Origin of the sequence: Pseudomonas sp. RC10-4-2, from assembly GCF_050433085.1 — a bacterium.
In the GTDB taxonomy this organism is placed as follows: Bacteria; Pseudomonadota; Gammaproteobacteria; order Pseudomonadales; family Pseudomonadaceae; genus Pseudomonas; species Pseudomonas aeruginosa.
The window spans coordinates 445954-465142 of the sequence record NZ_JBNPXX010000006.1; the positions used below are offsets into that span (position 1 = coordinate 445954).

16 protein-coding genes are annotated in these 19189 nt (G+C 65.9%); 8 read left to right on the forward strand and 8 right to left on the reverse strand.

What is annotated here, in order from left to right; all coding sequences use genetic code 11:
• Positions 1 to 37: 37 nt before the first annotated feature.
• The gene (gene mvaT / locus FHW81_RS25905) at positions 38 to 412 is read right to left on the reverse strand and encodes a histone-like nucleoid-structuring protein MvaT (RefSeq protein ID WP_003093888.1); all 375 of its coding nucleotides are present in this window, start codon (positions 410 to 412) and stop codon (positions 38 to 40) included.
• Positions 413 to 671: 259 nt separating this feature from the next.
• Between mvaT and purU the strand changes: the two genes are divergently transcribed.
• Entirely contained in the window at positions 672 to 1523 is an 852-nt protein-coding gene (gene purU / locus FHW81_RS25910; protein ID WP_003101174.1) for a formyltetrahydrofolate deformylase, read from the forward strand.
• A gap of 49 nt (positions 1524 to 1572) precedes the next feature.
• The gene (locus FHW81_RS25915) at positions 1573 to 1785 is read left to right on the forward strand and encodes a hypothetical protein (protein ID WP_003093886.1); all 213 of its coding nucleotides are present in this window, start codon (positions 1573 to 1575) and stop codon (positions 1783 to 1785) included.
• Here FHW81_RS25915 and FHW81_RS25920 read toward each other — a convergent pair.
• From FHW81_RS25920 to pctA, 5 genes are all read right to left on the reverse strand, one after another.
• On the reverse strand, positions 1760 to 2761 hold the full coding sequence (locus FHW81_RS25920; protein WP_016852096.1) for a lysylphosphatidylglycerol synthase transmembrane domain-containing protein: 1002 nt from the start codon (positions 2759 to 2761) through the stop codon (positions 1760 to 1762). The two genes, FHW81_RS25915 and FHW81_RS25920, sit on opposite strands and share 26 nt — an antisense overlap.
• A complete protein-coding gene (locus FHW81_RS25925; RefSeq protein WP_023090821.1) occupies positions 2758 to 3519 on the reverse strand; it encodes a DUF2334 domain-containing protein in 762 nt (253 codons plus the stop codon). Before FHW81_RS25925 ends, FHW81_RS25920 begins: the two co-directional genes overlap by 4 nt.
• A complete protein-coding gene (locus FHW81_RS25930; protein ID WP_003101181.1) occupies positions 3512 to 4627 on the reverse strand; it encodes a glycosyltransferase family 4 protein in 1116 nt (371 codons plus the stop codon). The genes FHW81_RS25925 and FHW81_RS25930 overlap by 8 nt, the downstream gene beginning before the upstream one ends.
• 317 nt (positions 4628 to 4944) lie before the next feature.
• Positions 4945 to 6834, reverse strand: a complete 1890-nt coding sequence (pctB, locus tag FHW81_RS25935; RefSeq protein ID WP_003148126.1) for a methyl-accepting chemotaxis protein PctB — start codon at positions 6832 to 6834, stop codon at positions 4945 to 4947.
• Between the two features lie 236 nt (positions 6835 to 7070).
• Entirely contained in the window at positions 7071 to 8960 is a 1890-nt protein-coding gene (gene pctA / locus FHW81_RS25940) for a methyl-accepting chemotaxis protein PctA (protein ID WP_031684940.1), read from the reverse strand.
• A 399-nt stretch (positions 8961 to 9359) separates the two neighbouring features.
• On the opposite strand from pctA, the gene FHW81_RS25945 reads away from it, so the two are divergent.
• A complete protein-coding gene (locus FHW81_RS25945) occupies positions 9360 to 10850 on the forward strand; it encodes a helicase HerA-like C-terminal domain-containing protein (protein WP_003114975.1) in 1491 nt (496 codons plus the stop codon).
• A 103-nt stretch (positions 10851 to 10953) separates the two neighbouring features.
• Here the strand turns inward: FHW81_RS25945 and pctC are convergent, their stop codons facing one another.
• Both pctC and flp read right to left on the reverse strand, forming a co-directional pair.
• Positions 10954 to 12852, reverse strand: coding sequence for a methyl-accepting chemotaxis protein PctC (gene pctC, locus FHW81_RS25950; protein ID WP_003163018.1), 1899 nt, complete (start codon positions 12850 to 12852; stop codon positions 10954 to 10956).
• A gap of 189 nt (positions 12853 to 13041) precedes the next feature.
• Positions 13042 to 13260 carry a type 4b pilus Flp major pilin gene (gene flp / locus FHW81_RS25955; protein WP_003107380.1) on the reverse strand — a complete coding sequence of 73 codons (219 nt, stop codon included), beginning with the start codon at positions 13258 to 13260 and terminating at the stop codon, positions 13042 to 13044.
• A 408-nt stretch (positions 13261 to 13668) separates the two neighbouring features.
• Between flp and rcpC the strand changes: the two genes are divergently transcribed.
• From rcpC to tadB, 5 genes are read left to right on the forward strand one after another with little or no spacing between them, the layout of a single operon-like run.
• Positions 13669 to 14580, forward strand: a complete 912-nt coding sequence (rcpC, locus tag FHW81_RS25960; RefSeq protein WP_023090818.1) for a type 4b pilus Flp biogenesis protein RcpC — start codon at positions 13669 to 13671, stop codon at positions 14578 to 14580.
• Positions 14581 to 14593: 13 nt separating this feature from the next.
• The gene (gene rcpA, locus FHW81_RS25965) at positions 14594 to 15844 is read left to right on the forward strand and encodes a type 4b pilus Flp secretin RcpA (protein WP_016264297.1); all 1251 of its coding nucleotides are present in this window, start codon (positions 14594 to 14596) and stop codon (positions 15842 to 15844) included.
• 9 nt (positions 15845 to 15853) lie between these two features.
• Positions 15854 to 17038: a type 4b pilus Flp biogenesis protein TadZ gene (gene tadZ / locus FHW81_RS25970; RefSeq protein WP_003093855.1), complete on the forward strand. Its 1185-nt coding sequence runs from the start codon at positions 15854 to 15856 to the stop codon at positions 17036 to 17038.
• Positions 17035 to 18300: a type 4b pilus Flp biogenesis ATPase TadA gene (tadA, locus tag FHW81_RS25975; protein WP_003103953.1), complete on the forward strand. Its 1266-nt coding sequence runs from the start codon at positions 17035 to 17037 to the stop codon at positions 18298 to 18300. Before tadZ ends, tadA begins: the two co-directional genes overlap by 4 nt.
• Positions 18297 to 19181: a type 4b pilus Flp biogenesis protein TadB gene (tadB, locus tag FHW81_RS25980; protein ID WP_003093848.1), complete on the forward strand. Its 885-nt coding sequence runs from the start codon at positions 18297 to 18299 to the stop codon at positions 19179 to 19181. The genes tadA and tadB overlap by 4 nt, the downstream gene beginning before the upstream one ends.
• The last annotated feature ends 8 nt before the right edge of the window (positions 19182 to 19189 follow it).

Here is a 19189-nt window from a genome sequence, read left to right on the forward strand (position 1 = left end):
CAGCACTGGGCTGGCGTTCTTCGTGGAACTGACTGGTTTAGCCGAGCAGGGTGGCCCAGCTCTCGACGGCCTCGGGGCCCCACTTGGCTTTCCACTCTTTCAAAGTCTTGTGGTTGCCGCCCTTGGTCTCGATGACTTCGCCGGTGTGCGGGTTCTTGTACTGCTTGACCTTGCGCGCGCGCTTGCCGGCAGGCGCCTTGGCGGTGCGGGTGCTCTTGCCGATCTTGGCGTCCGGATCGAGCAGGGAAATCACGTCACGCAGGGACTTCTGGTAAGTGCCCATCAGCGTGCGCAGCTTCTCTTCGAATTCCAGTTCTTTTTTCAGTTTGTCGTCTTGTTCCAGGGACTTCAGGCGCTCCTGAAGTTCCTTGATGGCTTCTTCCGTGGCGCGATATTCGTTGATCAGGGACATGTCAGGTACCTTGTCTGTGCTGAGTGGCGGTGGCGGGCATGTAAGTAGATTCAATAATAGTCAGGGCGAAACTGTAAGTAAACCGCGATGAAAACTTTTCTCGATGAAATTCAAAGTAATTAATTCCGCATCGGGATTGCCCTGTTGTGCGGGTTTATTCTCTCGCGCAACAGCCTGTCGAAAGGCCTTCGCCGAGGCTGAACTTTTCCCGCCATGCCGCTAGAATGGCGGCCTTTCGCGATGTTTCTGGAGTATACCCATGCGCACTTTTCGGCTGGTGATCGCCTGTCCCGACGGGGTCGGGATCGTTGCCAAGGTGAGTAACTTCCTGGCCACCTACAATGGCTGGATCACCGAAGCCAGCCATCATTCCGACAACGATAACGGCTGGTTCTTCATGCGCCACGAGATCCGTGCCGACTCTCTGCCGTTCGACCTGGATGGCTTCCGCCAGGCTTTCGCCCCGATCGCCCGCGAATTCTCCATGGAATGGCGGATCACCGATTCCGAGGTGAAGAAGCGCGTGGTGCTGATGGCCAGCAAGGAGTCCCATTGCCTGGCCGATCTGCTGCACCGCTGGCACAGCGGCGAACTGGACTGCGAGATTCCCTGCGTGATCGCCAACCACGACGACCTGCGCAGCATGGTCGAGTGGCACGGTATCCCGTATTTCCACGTTCCCGTCGATCCGCAGGACAAGCAGCCGGCTTTCGATGAAGTTTCCCGGCTGATCGACGAACATGGCGCCGACTGCATCGTCCTGGCTCGCTACATGCAGATCCTGCCGCCGGACCTGTGCCGCAAGTACGCCCACCAGGTGATCAACATCCACCACAGCTTCCTGCCGTCCTTCATCGGCGCCAAGCCGTATCACCAGGCGTCGAAGCGCGGGGTCAAGCTGATCGGCGCGACCAGCCACTACGTGACCGAGGAACTGGATGCCGGTCCGATCATCGAGCAGGACGTGGTGCGGGTCACTCACCGCGACAATGTCGAAGACATGGTGCGGCTGGGCAAGGACGTGGAAAAGCTGGTGCTCGCGCGCGGACTGCGCTATCACCTGGAAGACCGCGTACTGGTACACGGCAACAAGACGGTGGTGTTCGACTGAGCCGGCTCCCCTGGAATGCCGGCCGGGGCCGGCACCCGGAGGAACGAACATGAGCGATCCCAGGTCGGCGGGCACCGCCAGCCCGCCACCGACCCTCGGCGAGGGTTGCACCAGCCGTTACGACATCGACGCCCTCGGCGACGAGGACGGAACCGAGTTTCCCGGCGCGGCCGAACTCTGGCGGCGTATCCAAGAGAGCGCCAGCGAGACGGGCGAGGCTAACGCCGAGGATGCGCTCAGGAAGAAGCCTCGCGACTGCTGATCAGCTTCTTCAGCAGCGGGCGTCCGGCGAGCACGGCGAACACCGGGCCGCCGGCGACGAGGTAGAAATAGAAGGTCACCGCTCGCCAGATGACGATGGCCGCCGCTGCCGTCGACTTGCCGATCATGGGGGCCAGCAGGGCCGCCGAGGTCAGCTCGGTGCCGCCGGCGCCGCCGGGGATCAGCGAGAGCTGTCCGGCGCTGAGCGAGACCATCTGGATCAGGAAGGTCCAGGCCCACTGGATGTCCACTCCCAGGCCGCGCAGGGTCAGGTCGAGCACGCTGAAGCGCAGCAGCCAGTGCGTACTGCTGAGAAGGAAGACCGCCAGCAGGCGTCGTTTCGGCAGGCGCAGGCTGTCGTGCAGGGCAATGCGGAAATGCAGGATCTTGCGGCCCCAATGCAGGCGCTTGCGCGATGACACGCCGAGCCGCGCCAGAACCCGTCCGTTGAAGCGGATCACCTGGTGCAGGTAGCGGATCAGCATTACCGCGCCGACGAACAGGCCGATCAGGAATACCGCGCTGAAGATCAGGCTCGATTCCATGTTCGGGCTCAGCGAATGGCTGAGGGCATAGATCAGGATCGCGCCGAGGGCGCAGAGGAAGAACGTCAGGTCGGCCAACTGGTCGACCGCGAACACCGCGCTGGTCTGTGCCGGGCGCAGGCCGCGCCGGGCCAGCAGCGCCATCAGGGTCAACGGCCCGCCGCTGCCGCCCGGAGTGGCGCAGAAAGCGAATTCGCTGGCCATGATGATGCCGACGCTCTGCAATTGCCCGAGCTTGCCGGCGCGCCCGGCGAGCAGCAGGCGCAGGCGCAGGCCGTTGATGAACCAGCAGACCACGATCATGCCGAACATCAGCAGCAGACTGTCCAGCGGGAAGGCGCGCAAGCGCGGGAACATGTCGCTGCCGCCGAGCACCAGCGGAATCAGCGAGGCACCGATCAAACCGAACAGCAGTAACCAGCCTCGACTCATGCCGCGCGGTCCAGGGCGAGGTGGCGCTCCAGCCAGTCGATCTTGGTCAACGGCTGGCGCCCCTCGGATAGCAGGGTGCGCAGGGTACGCAGCCAGTATTCGCGGGAAAAGCGATGGCGCATGTCGACCGGATGGAGTCCGAGACGGATCACCGGCGCTGCGCGCCAGGCCCGGCGGCGCTGCTCGCTGAGCGCCCAGGAGAGGCCGCGACGCCAGGCACTGCGCGCGCTCCAGACCAGGCCGGGGGCCTCGATCGGTTGCAGGTGGGGAAGCAGATACAGGTTGGACGGGTCGCTGGTGTAGCGCAGCCCGCTCTCGCCGAGCGCCTGGCGGGTGCCGGCGCTCATCAGCCAGGCCGGCGCGACGAAACCGTGCAGCGGCCATCCGCGGCGGCGGAACAGCTCGATGCCGGCGGCCAGGCGGGTCTTGGCCTCGGCGTGGTCGAGGGCATAGAACTCTCCCTCCCAGGTGTAGATGCGACGCATGAAGTATTGCCCTGGAGTACGCGGTGGTGGGGCGTCATCGTAGTGATAGAAGCCGTGGAGAGCCAGTTCGTCACCCCGGGTTACCCGCCGCGAGAGCAGTTTGCAGAACTTTCCGTCGGCTTCCAGCGGGTTGCGATGGTGGAAGTCGGGCACTACCAGCCAGGTCATGGGGACCTCACCGAGCGCGTCCACGGCCTCGACGAAGGGCCGGTAGTCCGGCCAGGTTTCCGGGGCCACGTCGTGCAACACCAGCAGCAGGCTGCGTTCAGCCATAGCGCGGGAACCTCGCCTCGCTGTCGCCGAGTACCGCGTGGTAGTGCAGGAGCAGACCGGCGACCACCGCGTCCCAGGCATGCTGGCGCTCGACGTGACGGCGGGCGCGCTGGCCGCGCAGCTCGACGTCGTGGCTGAACAGTTCGCGCACCGCGCAGGCCATGGCGTCGCCGTTGTTCGGTGCGCAGAGCACGCCGCAACGCTCCGGGACTATTTCCGCCAGTGCCCCGGCGCGCACCGCCACCACCGGAATGCCGCTGGCCATCGCTTCGAGTGCGACCAGGCCGAAGGTCTCCTGGTCACCGGCGTGCAGCAGCGCGTCGCTGCTCGCCAGCAGGCGGGCGACTTCGCGGCTGTCGCAGAAATGGTCGACCACGCTGGTGTTGCGCGGAACCCGGGTCGGCATGTTGGAACCTACCAGCAACAGGTGATAGCCGTCGCCGAGGCGCTGGATGGCGTCGAGCAGTACCGGCAGGTTCTTTTCCCGCGAACCGCGCCCTGCGAACACCAGCAGGCGGGTTTCCTCGTCCAGGCCGAGTTCCTGGCGCAGCCCCGGATCGCGGTTGCTCGGATGGAAGGTGACCAGGTCGACGCCCAGCGGTTGTACATGCACGTCGGCGACGCCCAGGCGCATCAGCTTTTCCGCCATTACCCGGCTGGGGGCCAGGACCCGGTCGAAGTGGCCGTACAGCTTGCTGACGTAGTTGTCCGCGTTGGTGCCGAGCCAGGCGCCCATGCGATTGCTCACCAGCAGCGGCAGGTCGGAGTGGTAGAAGCCGATCACCGGCACGTCCAGCCGACGTCGCGCGTCGAGCGCCGCCCAGGCGGTGAGGTAGGGGTCGCCGACCTCGATCAGGTCCGGTTGTAGATTGCGCAGCACCTTGCGCCAGGGGCCGCGACGGAGAGGGAAGCGGTAGCCATTGCCGAATGGCAGCGGCGGCGCCGGCACCTCGTGGATGCCGTTCGCCTGGCGGTAGCTGGCGCCGGGAACCAGCACGCTGTGGCGAATGCCGGGATAGTGCCAGAGATGGCGATGCTTGGCTTCGAGATAGGTGCGTACCCCCCCGCTGGCAGGCGCGTAGAACATGGTCATATCGGCGATGTGCACGATGGGCCTTCCTCCGTTGAGCTTGTTCCTTCTGCCACTCAGTGGACCACCGGCACCGGCAGTCGTTCGAACGGTGTGCGGGAGCCGTGGGTAGCTTCAAGTCTAGGAAAGAAAGCGCGAGCCGGCGCGCTTGCGGCAGCCAGCGCGGGAATAGGTCGCAGAGGGAGCGGGCGGAGAGGAAGGCATGCCTCGGGAGGCATCCTGGCAGGATAAGGGTGAACAACGCCGTTGGCGTTGTTCACCCTACGAATGGCCGGGGGCAGGGCGGATAGCCGCGGCGCGATTATCCGCCGGTTCGGCTACGGCTCGGGCAGTGCTCAGATCTTGAAGCTGTCCACCAGCTGGCGCAGGCGCCCGGCCTGGGTTTCCAGCTCGCCGCAGGCGCGCAGGGTGGCCTGGAGGTTCTCCACGCCTTCCTGGTTGAGGGTGTTGATCTCGGTGATGTCCATGTTCAGCGAATCGACCACCGCGGTCTGCTCCTCGGTGGCGGTGGCCACCGACTGGTTCATCCCGTCGATCTCGGCGATCCGTCCGGTGACGCTGCTCAGGCGTTCGCCGGCACGGTTGGCGATCTCCACGCTTTCAAGGCTGTAGCGCTGACTCTCGGTCATGGTACTGACCGCTTCCTGGGCGCCGATCTGCAGTTCCTCGATCATCTTCTGGATCTGCTGGGCCGACTCCTGGGCGCGGTGGGCCAGGTTGCGCACCTCGTCGGCGACCACTGCGAAGCCGCGTCCGGCTTCGCCGGCGCGCGCGGCTTCGATGGCGGCGTTGAGGGCGAGCAGGTTGGTCTGCTCGGAGATGCCCTTGATCACTTCGAGGATCTGGCCGATGTTCACCGTGCGGCTGTTGAGGGCCTCGATGTTGGCACAGGAGGCGCTGATCTTCTCGGAAAGCTCGTTCATCGCGCGGATGGTCTGCTCGACCACCTGTTTGCCGTCCTCGGCCTGGTGGTTGGCGTCGGACGCATGGTGCGAGGCATCGGCGGCGTTGCGGGCGATTTCCTGGGCGGCGGCGCCGAGTTCGTTGATCGCCGCGGCGACGCTGTTGGTGCGGTTGGACTGCTCGTCGGAGTTGGCCATCGAGGAGTTCGAGGCGTTCACCACCAGTTGCGCCACGTCGTGCAGTTGGCGAGCGGTGCCGGCGACCTCGCGGATCGATTCGTGGATACGCTCGACGAAGCGGTTGAAGGAAATGGCCAGGGCCCCGAACTCATCGTTGCTGGTGACCTTCAGGCGCTTGGTCAGGTCGCCTTCGCCCTGGGCGATGTCCTGCATGGCGCGGCCCATGTCGGTGAGCGGCTGCATCAGTACGCGGATCAGCATGCCGAGGAGGAGGACGATGGCGACCACCGCGATCAGCGCGGCGACGATCGCCGAGGTACGCAGCTTGGTGAGCATGGCATAGGCCTTGTCCTTGTCCACCGAGATGCCGATGTACCAGTCCAGGCCGGACAGGCCCTTGACCGGAGAGAAACTGAGGATCCGGGTGTTGCCGTGCAGCTCGGCCTCGCTGAAGCCGCTGCCGATCTTCGGCGTGTTGCGTGGGTAGACGTCGCTGAGGCTCTTCATGACCTGGTCCTTGTCCGGATGGACGAGGATCTTGCCGTCGCCGCTGACCAGGAAGGCGTAGCCCATGCCGCCGAAGTCCAGCGAGTTGATGATCTTCACCACCGTCTGCAGGCTGAGGTCGCCGCCGACCACGCCGAACGGCTGGCCGCCCTGGCGCGCCGGGCTGGCGATGGTCAGTACCAGCTCGTGGATGGCCGGCTCCATGTAGGGTTCGGTGAGGGTGGTCTGGCCGGCGCTGGTGGCGGCGTTGTACCAGGGGCGGCGGCGCGGGTCGTAGTCGGCCGGCAGGTCGCTGGTGGGGCGCGCGGTGTAGGTGCCGTCGGTCTGCCCCAGGTAGGTGAAGAGGAAGGTCGAGCCCAGCAGCGGCTGTTCCAGCAGGGCCTGGGTGGTCTCCGGGCTGTGGTCGCGGGCCAGGGTCTGGGCCAGGTTCTCGATCAGCAGGATGCGCCCGCTCAGCCAGTTCTGCACGTTGCTGGCGGTGATCTCGCCCATTTCGTGCAGGTAGTCCTCCAGGTCCTCGCGGATCGAGGCACGCTGCAGGGAGTCGTTGTAGAGGGTGAACAGGGAGAAGGTCGCGATCACCACCAGCGCGGCGGCGAGCAGGATCTTGTGGCTGAACTTGAGACTTTTGATCATGGTTTCTTGCATCCGGGAGGCGCGGGCGCGCTGTCGTGAACAGCCCCAGTTGGATCGCAACTGCAAGGCTTGCCGTGTCTGTCGGCGGCAAGTCCGGAAGCTTTAGCGCAACGGATGAATGGTTTCACCGAATGCGACCTGGAGAACGAAAAAAAGCGCCCGTGGGCGCTTTTCGTCGGCAGGGCGGATAACCGCATCGCGGTTGTCCGCCGGTTCGGCGATGAGACCGGCCGGTCTCAGATCTTGAAGCTGTCCACCAGTTGGCGCAGGCGCCCGGCCTGGGTTTCCAGCTCGCCGCAGGCGCGCAGGGTGGCCTGGAGGTTCTCCACGCCTTCCTGGTTGAGGGTGTTGATCTCGGTGATGTCCATGTTCAGCGAATCGACCACCGCGGTCTGTTCCTCGGTGGCGGTGGCCACCGACTGGTTCATGCTGTCGATCTCGCCGATCCGGCTGGTCACGCTACCCAGGCGTTCGCCGGCACGGTTGGCGATCTCTACGCTCTCCAGGCTGTAGCGCTGGCTTTCGGTCATGGTGGCCACCGCCTCGCGGGCGCCGATCTGAAGTTCCTCGATCATCTTCTGGATCTGCTGGGCCGACTCCTGGGCACGGTGGGCCAGGTTGCGCACCTCGTCGGCGACCACCGCGAAGCCGCGTCCGGCCTCGCCGGCGCGCGCGGCTTCGATGGCGGCGTTGAGGGCGAGCAGGTTGGTCTGCTCGGAGATGCCCTTGATCACTTCGAGGATCTGGCCGATGTTCACCGTACGGCTGTTGAGGGCCTCGATGTTGGCGCAGGAGGCGCTGATCTTCTCGGAAAGCTCGTTCATCGCGCGGATGGTCTGCTCGACCACCTGCTTGCCGTCTTCGGCCTGGTGGTTGGCGTCGGAGGCGTGGTGCGAGGCATCGGCGGCGTTGCGGGCGATTTCCTGGGCGGCGGCGCCGAGTTCGTTGATCGCCGCGGCGACGCTGTTGGTGCGGTTGGACTGCTCGTCGGAGTTGGCCATCGAAGAGTTCGAGGCGTTCACCACCAGTTGCGAGACGTCGTGCAGTTTGTGCGCGGTCCCGGCGACTTCCCGGATCGAGCGATGGATACGCTCGACGAACTGGTTGAAGGCATCGCCGAGCACTCCGAATTCATCGCGGCTGGTCACGGCGAGGCGCTTGGTCAGGTCGCCCTCGCCCTGGGCGATGTCCTGCATGGCACGGCCCATCAGGTGCAGCGGCTGCATCAGCAGGCGGATCAGCAGGCCGAGCAGGACCAGGATGGCGACGATGGAGATCAGCGCGGCGGCGATGGCCGAGACGCGGAACTTGCTGAGCATGGCGTAGGCCTTGTCCTTGTCGATGGACAGCGCCAGGTACCAGGTCACCGAAGGCAGGCCCTTGATAGGGGTAAAGGCGAGGATGCGGGTATGCCCGTGCAATTCGGCCTCGCTGAAACCGGTGGCGATCTTCGGCGTGTTCTGCGGGTAGACCTCGCTCAGGGTCTTCATCACCTGCTCTTTGTCCGGGTGCACCAGGATCTTGCCGTCGCCGCTGACCAGGAAGGCGTAGCCCATGCCGCTGAAGTCCAGCGAATTGATGATCTGCACCAGGGTCTTCAGGCTGAGGTCGCCGCCTACCACGCCGAGGGTGTTGCCAGCGGCCTTCACCGGTGTCGCCGCGGTGATGATCAATTCCTGGGTGGCGGCGTCGACGTAGGGTTCGGTCAGGGTCAGGCCGCCGGCCGCCACGGCGTCCTTGTACCAGGGCCGGCTGCGCGGATCGTAGCCGGCCGGCATCGGGCTGTCCGGACGCATGGTGAAGACGCCGTCCTGCTGGCCGAGGTAGGTGAAGCTGAAGGTCGAGGTCAGGGCCGGCTGTTCGAGCAGGGCGCTGACGGTTTCCGGGCTGTGGTCGCGGGCCAGGGTCTGGGCGGTCTGCTCGACCAGCAGCAGACGGCCGCCGAGCCAGTTCTGAATGTTGCTGGAAGTCACGTCACCCATTTCCCGCAGGTAGCTTTCGAGGTCCTCGCGGATCGCGTTGCGCTGCAGGTAATCGTTGTAGAGGGTGAACAGTGCGAAAGCGGCGAACACCACGAGGGAGGCCGCGAGGAGGATCTTGTGGCTGAACTTCAGACTTTTGATCATGTTGTATTGCGTCCAGGAGTATGTAGCGCCAGTCTTTGACCAGACCCCTGCGACCGTTCCGCGGGCGCAGGGGCTTTCCGTACGCCTTGCAGCGTCGGGCGGGTCGCGCGGGTGGGTAGTCCGTCGACCCAGGCACGGCCTTGTGCCACGAAGCCACGGTTCCCTGGGTGGCTCCGAAGAATGCGTGATACGGATACGATGGCGATTTTTCCTGTCTCAGCAAGGCCCGAAGGTCTTCGCTGAAGCTGGACGGCCAGATCGGGTCGATGCGCTGGCCCGACGCCCTTCGCGGGAACCCGCGCATATTGGTACGTGGGTTCCGCTGGAAGCCCCGTTGCACAAGAGCTTTCCCTTACTGTCGGCACAGCGTGCCGGAGCTTTAGTCCCGAGGATGAATGGATGTCGCAAGCGAATGAGTTGTTGATCGGCGCTGGCCCCGATGGCCAGCCGGTAGGACAGGCCTGGCGCCTGGCCAACCGTCATGGATTGATCGCCGGCGCCACCGGTACCGGCAAGACGGTGACCTTGCAGCACCTCGCCGAATCCTTCAGCGATGCCGGTGTCGCGGTGTTCGCCGCCGACATCAAGGGCGACCTGTGCGGCATCGCCGCGCCGGGCAACCCGCAGGGCAAGGTCGCCGAACGTATCGCCAGCATGCCGTGGCTGAACTACCAGCCGAAGGCCTACCCGACCACGCTCTGGGACATCGCCGGGAAGACCGGCCACCCGTTGCGCACCACCATCAGCGAGATGGGCCCGCTGCTGCTGGCCAACCTCCTGGAGTTGACCGATAGCCAGCAGGCCGCGCTGTTCGCCGCCTTCCAGGTGGCCGACCGGGAAGGCCTGCTGCTGCTCGACCTGAAGGACCTGAAGGCGCTGCTCAACCATCTGAAGGACAATCCGGAAATCCTTGGCGAGGACCGGGCGCTGTTCACTGGCGCTTCCGGGCAGGCGCTGCTGCGCCGCCTGGCCACTCTGGAGCAGCAGGGCGCCGAGGCCTTCTTCGGCGAGCCTGCCCTGCAACTGGAAGACATCCTCCGCCCCGAGCCGGACGGGCGCGGGCGCATCCACCTGCTCGACGCCAGCCGCCTGGTGCACGAGGCGCCGAAGGTCTACGCGACTTTCCTGCTCTGGCTGTTGGCCGAGCTGTTCGAGCAACTGCCGGAGCGCGGCGATGCCGACAAGCCGGTGCTGGCACTGTTCTTCGACGAGGCCCACCTGCTGTTCAACGGCACGCCGAAAGCCTTGCGCGACCGCCTGGAACAGGTGGTCCGGCTGATCCGCTCGAAAGGCGTCGGGGTGTACTTCGTCACCCAGTCGCCGGGCGACCTGCCGGACGATGTCCTGGCCCAGCTCGGCCTGCGTATCCAGCATGGCCTGCGCGCCTTCACCGCCAAGGAGCAGAAATCGCTGCGCGCGGTGGCCGACGGTTTCCGCCCGAACCCGGCGTTCGACACCCTGGGGGTGCTGACCGAACTGGGTATCGGCGAGGCGTTGGTCGGCACCCTGGAGGAAAAGGGCACGCCGGCCATGGTCCAGCGCGTCGCGGTGGCGCCGCCCTATTCGCGGATCGGCCCGCTGAGCGACAGCGAGCGCGCTGAACTGGTCCAGCGGTCGCCGTTGAAGGGTCGCTACGACCAGCCGATCGATCGCGAGTCGGCCTACGAGGTGCTGGCGAACAAGGCGGGCGCCAAGCCCGAGGTCCAGGGCCAGGCGACTGCTCAGCAGGAAAGCTCGTCCGGCGTCGGCGGCATGGCCGGGCAGATTCTCGGCAGCCTGCTGTCCAATTCGACGGTGAAGAGCGCCATGCGCCAGGCGGCCAACCAGTTGAGCCGGGAGCTGGTGCGTGGCCTGCTCGGCTCGTTGATGGGCGGGAAGAAGCGGCGCTGAGCGCCAGGCCATGAAAAAGGCGCCCGCGGGCGCCTTTTTCATGGGGGCTGGATGATCGCCGGCTAACCGCTTCGCGGTTAGCCGGCCTGTGGGACGGACGGGCTCAGATCTTGAAGCTGTCCACCAGGTGCCGCAGGCGCCCGGCCTGGGTTTCCAGCTCGCCGCAGGCGCGCAGGGTGGCCTGGAGGTTCTCCACGCCTTCCTGGTTGAGGGTGTTGATCTCGGTGATGTCCATGTTCAGCGAGTCGACCACCGCGGTCTGTTCCTCGGTGGCAGTGGCCACCGACTGGTTCATGCTGTCGATCTCGCCGATCCGGCTGGTCACGCTACCCAGGCGTTCGCCGGCACGGTTGGCGATCTCCACGCTCTCCAGGCTGTAACGCTGGCTTTCGGTCATGGTGGCCACCGCCTCGCGGGCGCCGACTTGCAGCTCTTCGATCATCTTCTGGATCTGCTGGGCCGACTCCTGGGCACGGTGGGCCAGGTTGCGCACCTCGTCGGCGACCACCGCGAAGCCGCGTCCGGCCTCGCCGGCGCGCGCGGCTTCGATGGCGGCGTTGAGGGCGAGCAGGTTGGTCTGCTCGGAGATGCCCTTGATCACTTCGAGGATCTGGCCGATGTTCACCGTGCGGCTGTTGAGGGCCTCGATGTTGGCACAGGAGGCGCTGATCTTCTCGGAAAGCTCGTTCATCGCGCGGATGGTCTGCTCGACCACCTGCTTGCCGTCCTCGGCCTGGTGGTTGGCGTCGGAGGCGTGGTGCGAGGCATCGGCGGCGTTGCGGGCGATTTCCTGGGCGGCGGCGCCGAGTTCGTTGATCGCTGCTGCGACGCTGTTGGTGCGGTTGGACTGCTCGTCGGAGTTGGCCATCGAGGAGTTCGAGGCGTTCACCACCAGTTGCGCCACATCGTGCAGTTGGCGAGCGGTGCCGGCGACCTCGCGGATCGATTCGTGGATACGCTCGACGAAGCGGTTGAAGGCATTGGCCAACGTACCGAATTCATCGTTGCTGGTGACCTTCAGGCGCTTGGTCAGGTCGCCTTCGCCCTGGGCGATGTCCTGCATGGCGCGGCCCATGTCGGTGAGCGGTTGCATCAGTACGCGGATCAGCATGCCGAGGAGAAGCATGATGCCGACCACCGCGATTAGCGTGGCGACGATCGCCGAAGTGCGGAATTCGCTGAGCATCGAATAGGCGGTGTCGCGGTCGAGGACCAGGGCGACGTACCAGGTCACGCCGGGCAGTCCCTTCACCGGGGTGAAGGAAACGAACTGGCTGCGACCGTCGAGTTCCACCTCGTGGACCCCGGGGACGATGTTCGGTGCGCCTTTGGGATAGGCTTCGGCGAGGGTCTTCAGGACCAGCCCGGAGTCGGGGTGGAGGAGGATCTTGCCGGCGTCGCTGACCAGGAAGGCGTAGCCGGCACCGTCGAACTTCAGGGAATTGAGGATCGCGGTCAGGGTCTCCAGCTTCATGTCGCCGGCGGCGACGCCCAGCAGTTGACCGGCGTGCCGCACCGGCAGCGACATGGCGAGGATCTGCTCGCCGGTGCCGGCATCGACGAAAGGTTCGGTGACGATCAGCCGGTCGGCCGCCAGCGCGTCCTTGTACCAGGCGCGGGTACGTGGGTCGTAACCTTCCGGCATGGCGTCGTAGGGGCGCATGGTGAAGGTGCCGCTGGCCGCCTCGCCAAGATAGACCGACGCGAAATTGCGGCTGAAGACGGGCTGTTCCAGTTGCCTTGCGATATTCGCCTCGTCGGGCTGGTCGAGCAGCGCCAGTTGCGAGGCCAGGCCTTCCACCAGGTGCATGCGGCCTTCCAGCCAGCTCTGGATGTTGCTGGCGGTCAGGGTGCCGATTTCCCCGAGGTAGTTTTCCGTGTCCGTGCGCACGGCCTCGCGCTGTCGGTAATCGTTGTAGAGGATGAAGCAGCTGAAGGCGAAAACTACCACCAGCGCGGCGGCGAGAAGGATTTTCTTGGCAAACGACAGCGAGCGAAGCATGAGCGATGCGTCCTGGCAAAAGCCTCAAGAAGGGCGGGGAGCCCAGGCCACCAGGTAGGGAGCTTGCGGGGGAAAGCCATGATCCAGCGCCTGAACGGCAGGCTTTGTAGCACAGTGCCATTACAAAGGCAAAATAGTGGCGCCATGAAAATGGCGCCACTATGGGAAGCGACCGGGAAAGCGCTCGCGTCAGTTCGCTGTCGGAGCCAGCCCGCCGACTTTTTCGCCGACTCCGTCGAAGAAGGCTTTCAGCCCGCCGACGATACCACTGTCCGTGGGACTCAATACGGCAATCAGAGCCACCGCGATCAAACCTGCGATAACCGCGTATTCGATGGCATTTGCCCCTTCTTCGTCCGCCAGGAATGCGCGAAGTTTGCAATACACGAGCAGAGTCAGGTTCTTCATTCTTGTTTGCTCCTCGAACGCGGCAATCACCGAGACAGAGCCCTGCCTCCACGCTGAGGCTAGGCCGATGATGGCGTTTTGCAACAACTAAATGGCATTAGTAGGAGTGGATTAGTCGCAAGGTTATATGGCGAGTTACAAGGCTTGGACTACATCTAATGACAAATTGACATTGATTATCCCGAGTCTAGATTCAGGCCTATCGCCGCATGGTCGAAGTTATGAACTTTGGTTCTTGAATAACGACTGTCTCCAGTCGATAACCCAATGTACCTGCCATGGAAAGCCAGTCCCGGAGTATGGCCATGACACGGACAGCAAGACGCCACTTTTTCTTTTTCGTTCATCGGCGATCGCCGGTGATTTTCCGTTCATCGACCTGTCCGGACGCATAGCAGGGGTCTGCCCATGAATAGCAAGGTGCTGATGGCCCTGGCCGGCCTGCTGCTGCTCGGTGCGGTGTTGCTCGGATACCTCGGCGTATCCATCGGCCGCGCGCCATCGAACGCGCACGCTCCATCCGTGGCGCCGGCTTCGGCGACGGTGGACGCTTCGCTGGAAAAGCTCGAACGCAAGCCGGTGCTGGTGGCCAGTCGCGATCTCCCGGCGCTGGCGGTGATCGGCAAGGACGACCTGAGCGTCGAGCTGTTGCGGACCGCACCGGTCGGTAGCTACGACAGGCCCGAGGCGTTGCTCGGCAAGCGGGTCTGGGTCGCGGTGCCGGCCGGCAGCATTCTTTCCGCCGCGGCCCTCGAACCCGGCGGTCCGCTGGCCCGGACCATCCGTCCGGACGAGCGGGCGATGGCGATCGCTGTGGACGAAGTGGTCGGCGGCGGCGGCTTCGTCCTGCCCGGCGACTATGTCGACGTGATGCTCTTCGTGCGTGACGAGCGGGACGGCGAATCGACCCCGCTGGCGCAACTGGTGTTGCCCGGCGTCCGGGTACTGACCTACGGCGAGCGGATCGCCGTGGGCAGCGATGGACAGGACCGCTCGAACCAGGAAAAGGACCCGCGTCCGCCGCGTACCGCGGTGTTGGCGGTACCGGAGGACGGCGTGGCGCGGCTGATGCTGGCGAGCCAGGCCGGTTCGCTGCGCCTGGCCATCCGCAGCAAGGACGAAGAACTCTACCGCAGGGAGCAGGAAGGCGCGCTGCTGCAAGCGTCGCTGGGCGCGCCGAGCGCGGCGCTGAGCCTCGACCAACTGCTGGAGCGCCGCAAACCGACGGCGCCGAGCGTGCGCAGCGCGGCTCCGCGCGTGCCGGTGGCCAACGGGGTCACGGTCTACCGTGGCAGCGCCATGACCCATGAAGCGCCTTGAGGGGAGCCGGCATATGCATCGGAGCACCGGGATAGGCGTGTCGCGCTGGCTGGGAGGGCTGCTGGGGGTGGCGTTGTCGCTGCCGGCGCTGGCTTTGCCGCAGGGCTGCATCGAGTTGCTGGCGCAGGCGCCGCGGGTCGACGTCGTCCAGGGACAACAGCGTGACCTGCGCCTGGCGGTGCCGATCGAACGGCTGGCCATCGGCGATCCGAAGATCGCCGACGTACAGTTGCTGGATCGTCGCGGCTTCCTGGTCACCGGCAAGGAACAGGGCTCCACCAGCCTGCTGATCTGGACCGGCTGCAGTCCCGAGCCGTTGCGCAGCCTGGTGGAGGTCGAGGGACGCGGTAGCGTCGATACCCGCGGTGCTCCAGCGTTCACCGCCGGCGCCGCGGAGGAGCTGCCGAACCAGGTGCAGACCGATATCCGCTTCGTCGAGGTCAGCCGCAGCAAGCTGAAGCAGGCCAGCACCTCGTTCGTCCGGCGCGGCGGCAACCTCTGGGTGCTCGGTGCGCCGGGCAGCCTCGGCGATATTAAGGTCAATGCCGACGGCAGCGGCCTGGGCGGCACCTTCGGCACCGGCAGCTCGGGATTCAACCTGATCTTCGGCGGCGGCAAGTGGTTGAGCTTCATGAATGCCCTGGAGGGCAGCGGCTTCGCCTATACCCTGGCGCGCCCGAGCCTGGTGGCGATGAGCGGGCAGAGCGCGTCGTTCCTCGCCGGCGGCGAGTTTCCGATCCCGGTGCCGAACGGCACCAACGACAACGTCACCATCGAATACAAGGAGTTCGGCATCCGCCTGACCCTCACCCCGACGGTGATGAACAACCGCCGCATCGCTCTCAAGGTGGCGCCGGAGGTCAGCGAACTGGACTACAGCGCCGGCATCCAGAGCGGCGGGGTGGCGGTGCCGGCACTGCGCGTCCGGCGCACCGACACCAGCGTGATGCTGGCCGATGGCGAGAGTTTCGTGATCAGCGGGCTGACCAGCAGCAACTCGGTGAGCAACGTCGACAAGTTTCCCTGGCTGGGCGACATCCCGATCCTCGGTGCGTTCTTCCGCTCGACCAAGCTGGACAAGGACGACCGCGAGCTGCTGATGATCGTCACCCCGCACCTGGTCCAGCCGCTGGCCGCCGACGCACAGTTGCCGGACCTGCCCGGCGAGGGCCTGCGGCACTACGATCCGGGGTTCTCGCGCCTGTACTTCCTCGAGCGCGGCGAGTACGACGGCCAGCAGAACGACACCGGTCTGTCGGATTAGGAGGCGCGCATGAACCAGAACTTCGTGGCGCTGACCCAGCATCCCGGCGAACTCGACTGGTTGCAGAACAGCCTGGCGTCCGCCGGCCAGGTGGTTCCGGCAGGCAGCGCCAGCCTGGAGGAGCTGCTGGCGCTGCTCGACGTCACCGCCGCCGGGGTGCTGTTCATCAGTCTCGGCAAAAGCAACCTGGTGTCCCAGGGCGCGCTGGTCGAGGGATTGGTATCGGCGCGGCCGATGCTCTCGGTGGTGGCCATCGGCGACGGCCTGGACAACCAATTGGTGCTGGCGGCGATGCGCGCCGGCGCGCGCGACTTCATCACCTACGGCGCCCGCGCCAGCGAGCTGACCGGGCTGATCCGGCGCCTCGGCGGACGCCTGCCCAGCGTGCCGGTGAGCGCGGCGCGCCAGGGCGAGCTGCTGACCCTGGTCAGCGCCCGACCGGACGCCGACGGCGCCTTCGTCGCCTTGCACCTGGCCAAGGCGTTGCAGGAGCAGACGCCGAACCAGGTCCTGCTGCTGGACGTCGGCCAGCCCACCGGCGAGGCGCTGGCGATCCTCGGCCTGGACTCGGCCTTCACCTTCAGCGATGCCTTGCGCAACCTGCGGCGCCTCGACCAGACCCTGATCGACAGCGCCTTCACCCGCCTCGACAGCGGCCTGCGGATACTCAGCCTGACCGACGAGCCCGGCGTGCTGGAGCGAGTCACCACCGCCGAACTCTATCTGTTGCTGGGCAACCTGCGCGGGGCGTTCAGCCATGTGGTGGTCAACCTCACCGGGCTGCCCGAGGGCGAGCTGAGCAACCAGTTGCTGGTGCAGGCCAACCGCGTGCTGTGGATGGTCGACCAGAGCGTGCCGTCCTGCAAGAAGGGCCTGGAGCGCCTGCGCCGCCTGCGCGAGCGCAACCTGCCGTTGCCCTCCATCGAGTTGCTGATCGAGCGCTACCTGCCCAATGTGGCGCCGGACCAGCAGGCCCTAAGCCGGATGTTCGACCTCGATCTGTTCGGTGTCCTGCCGTTGTCCCCGGAATCGCGCCTGCGCGCGAAGAACCTCGGCAAGAGCCTGTTCGAGGTGGCGCCGCGCGACCCATTGGCGGCCAAGCTGCGGCAACTGGCGGACAGCCTGTGCGTGACACGCGGCGAGCGCCGTTCGCTGCTGTCCTGGCTCGGCCGGGCCAAGGCGGCGCTGCTATGAGCACGGGATTCGGCGCGCGTCCTGACGGCGGTGCCTTCCACTCCCGCCAGGAGCAGGACATCCAGGCGCTGAAGCTGCGCCTGCACCGCTACATCATCGACGAGATCGACGAAGACGGCATGAACCTGCTGGAGGGCGCGCGCTCCGCCGTGGTCCAGTACGTCTCGGAAAAGGTCTGCGAATACGGCTCGCGCCATCAACTGGCGATCTCCCGCTACGAACTGGACCGCCTGGCCGAAGAGGTGGTCGACGAACTCACCGGCTTCGGCCCGCTGGAGATCCTCCTGCGCGATCCCGGCGTCTCGGAAATCCTCGTCAACGGGCCGGGCCGGGTGTTCGTCGAGCGGGAAGGGCGGCTCTACCAGAGCGACCTGCGCTTCATCGACGACCACCATGTGCTGCGGGTGATCCAGCGTATCCTCGCGCCCCTCGGCCGACGCCTGGACGAGTCCAGCCCGATGGTCGACGCGCGCCTGCCGGACGGCAGCCGGGTCAACGCGATCATTCCCCCGGTGGCGCTGGACGGGCCGTGCATCTCGATCCGCAAGTTCAGCCAGGAGCTGCTGCGCAGTGCCGACCTGCTGGCCTACCAGAGCGTCGACGAAGCCTTGCTCGAGTTCCTCCGCCAGGCGGTCTCGCGCCGCTGCAACATCCTCATCAGTGGCGGCACCGGCACCGGCAAGACCACCTTGCTCAACGTCATCAGCGGCTTCATCGACGAACGCGAGCGGATCGTCACCATCGAGGACACCGCCGAGCTGCAACTCGGCCACGACCACGTGGTGCGCCTGGAGACCCGTCCGCCGAACGCCGAGGGCTACGGCGAGGTGACCGCCCGCGACCTGATCCGCAACGCCCTGCGGATGCGCCCGGACCGGATCATCCTCGGCGAGATCCGCGGCGTCGAGGTGCTCGACGTGCTGCAGGCGATGAACACCGGCCACGACGGCTCGATGAGCACGGTGCACGCCAACTCGGCGATGGATTCGCTGCTGCGCATGGAGATGCTGGTCGGCCTGACCGGCAACAGGCTGCCGGAGCAGACCTTGCGCCTGATGATCTGCGCCGCGCTGGACGTGGTGGTGCAGATCACCCGCCTGGCCAGCGGTCGGCGTTGCATCAGCGAAGTGCTGGAGGTGCTGGAGGTGCGCGACGGCGTGTACGTCACCAATACCCTGTTCAGTCTCGACCGGCGCGGTAGCGGGCAGTTCGTCCGCCAGGCCGCGCCGGTCGGGCAGAAATTCCGCCAGGCGCTGCTGTGAACGGCGCGCAACTGCTGGTGCTGTTCAGCGGCGTGCTGGCTTTCGCCGCGCTGGCCCTGGCGTTCATGGGCTGGCGCGCCGGGCGCAACGAACTGGTGGTTGAACGGCTGCTGGGACGCCAGGAGGCGGTCGCGGTGCGGCCGCGCAGCAGTCACTGGCTGGCTCGCCAGATGCGTCGCGCCGGTATCCAGCGCCCGCGTCCGTGGTTGTTCGGGGCGGCAGTGCTTGCGCTGCTGCTGGTCTGGAGCGGATTACGCCTGTTCGGCATCGTCGGCGCGCTAGGCGGCCTGCTACTGGCGGCGCTGTCCTGCCGCGTCGCCCTGGGCATGCTCTACCAGCGCCGCCTGAAGCGAATGATCCGGCAGATGCCGCGTTTCCTCGACCAGGTAGTGCGCAGCCTGCACGCCGGGCGCACGCTGGGCGACGCGCTAATGCAGGCAGTGGAGAATGCCGAGGAGCCGCTGCGCGACATCTTCACCCTGGCGCGCAACCACGTGCTTCTCGGCATCCACCTGCCGGAGGCGTTGCAGGAAGTCGCCGAACTCTACGAGGTTGAGGAGCTGCGCATCCTCGCCCTGGGCGTCTCGGTCAACCACCGTTATGGCGGCAATACCAGCGACCTGCTGGACAGCATCGTCAAGCTCATCCACGAGCGCGAGAAGCTCAGCCGGCAGTTGCACGCGATGACCGGCGAGACACGGATCAGCGCCTATGTCCTGGCCGGCGTGCCGAGCGCCCTGGGCGGCTACATCCTGGCGAGCAACCCGGGCTATCTGCTGAACATGTGGGCCGACGGCACCGGGCGTTTCCTGCTGCTGGCCTCGCTCGGGCTGCAACTGCTCGGCTGCTATGCGCTGTGGCGCATGCTCAAGAGCGTCTAGGAGGTGGC

Bases quoted from the DNA above. Each gene is read 5' to 3' on its own strand.
- mvaT (WP_003093888.1), bottom strand. From the start codon at position 412: ATGTCCCTGATCAACGAATATCGCGCCACGGAAGAAGCCATCAAGGAA.
- purU (WP_003101174.1), top strand. From the start codon at position 672: ATGCGCACTTTTCGGCTGGTGATCGCCTGTCCCGACGGGGTCGGGATC.
- FHW81_RS25915 (WP_003093886.1), top strand. From the start codon at position 1,573: ATGAGCGATCCCAGGTCGGCGGGCACCGCCAGCCCGCCACCGACCCTC.
- FHW81_RS25920 (WP_016852096.1), bottom strand. From the start codon at position 2,761: ATGAGTCGAGGCTGGTTACTGCTGTTCGGTTTGATCGGTGCCTCGCTG.
- FHW81_RS25925 (WP_023090821.1), bottom strand. From the start codon at position 3,519: ATGGCTGAACGCAGCCTGCTGCTGGTGTTGCACGACGTGGCCCCGGAA.
- pctB (WP_003148126.1), bottom strand. From the start codon at position 6,834: ATGATCAAAAGTCTCAAGTTCAGCCACAAGATCCTGCTCGCCGCCGCG.
- pctA (WP_031684940.1), bottom strand. From the start codon at position 8,960: ATGATCAAAAGTCTGAAGTTCAGCCACAAGATCCTCCTCGCGGCCTCC.
- FHW81_RS25945 (WP_003114975.1), top strand. From the start codon at position 9,360: ATGTCGCAAGCGAATGAGTTGTTGATCGGCGCTGGCCCCGATGGCCAG.
- pctC (WP_003163018.1), bottom strand. From the start codon at position 12,852: ATGCTTCGCTCGCTGTCGTTTGCCAAGAAAATCCTTCTCGCCGCCGCG.
- flp (WP_003107380.1), bottom strand. From the start codon at position 13,260: ATGAAGAACCTGACTCTGCTCGTGTATTGCAAACTTCGCGCATTCCTG.
- rcpC (WP_023090818.1), top strand. From the start codon at position 13,669: ATGAATAGCAAGGTGCTGATGGCCCTGGCCGGCCTGCTGCTGCTCGGT.
- rcpA (WP_016264297.1), top strand. From the start codon at position 14,594: ATGCATCGGAGCACCGGGATAGGCGTGTCGCGCTGGCTGGGAGGGCTG.
- tadZ (WP_003093855.1), top strand. From the start codon at position 15,854: ATGAACCAGAACTTCGTGGCGCTGACCCAGCATCCCGGCGAACTCGAC.
- tadA (WP_003103953.1), top strand. From the start codon at position 17,035: ATGAGCACGGGATTCGGCGCGCGTCCTGACGGCGGTGCCTTCCACTCC.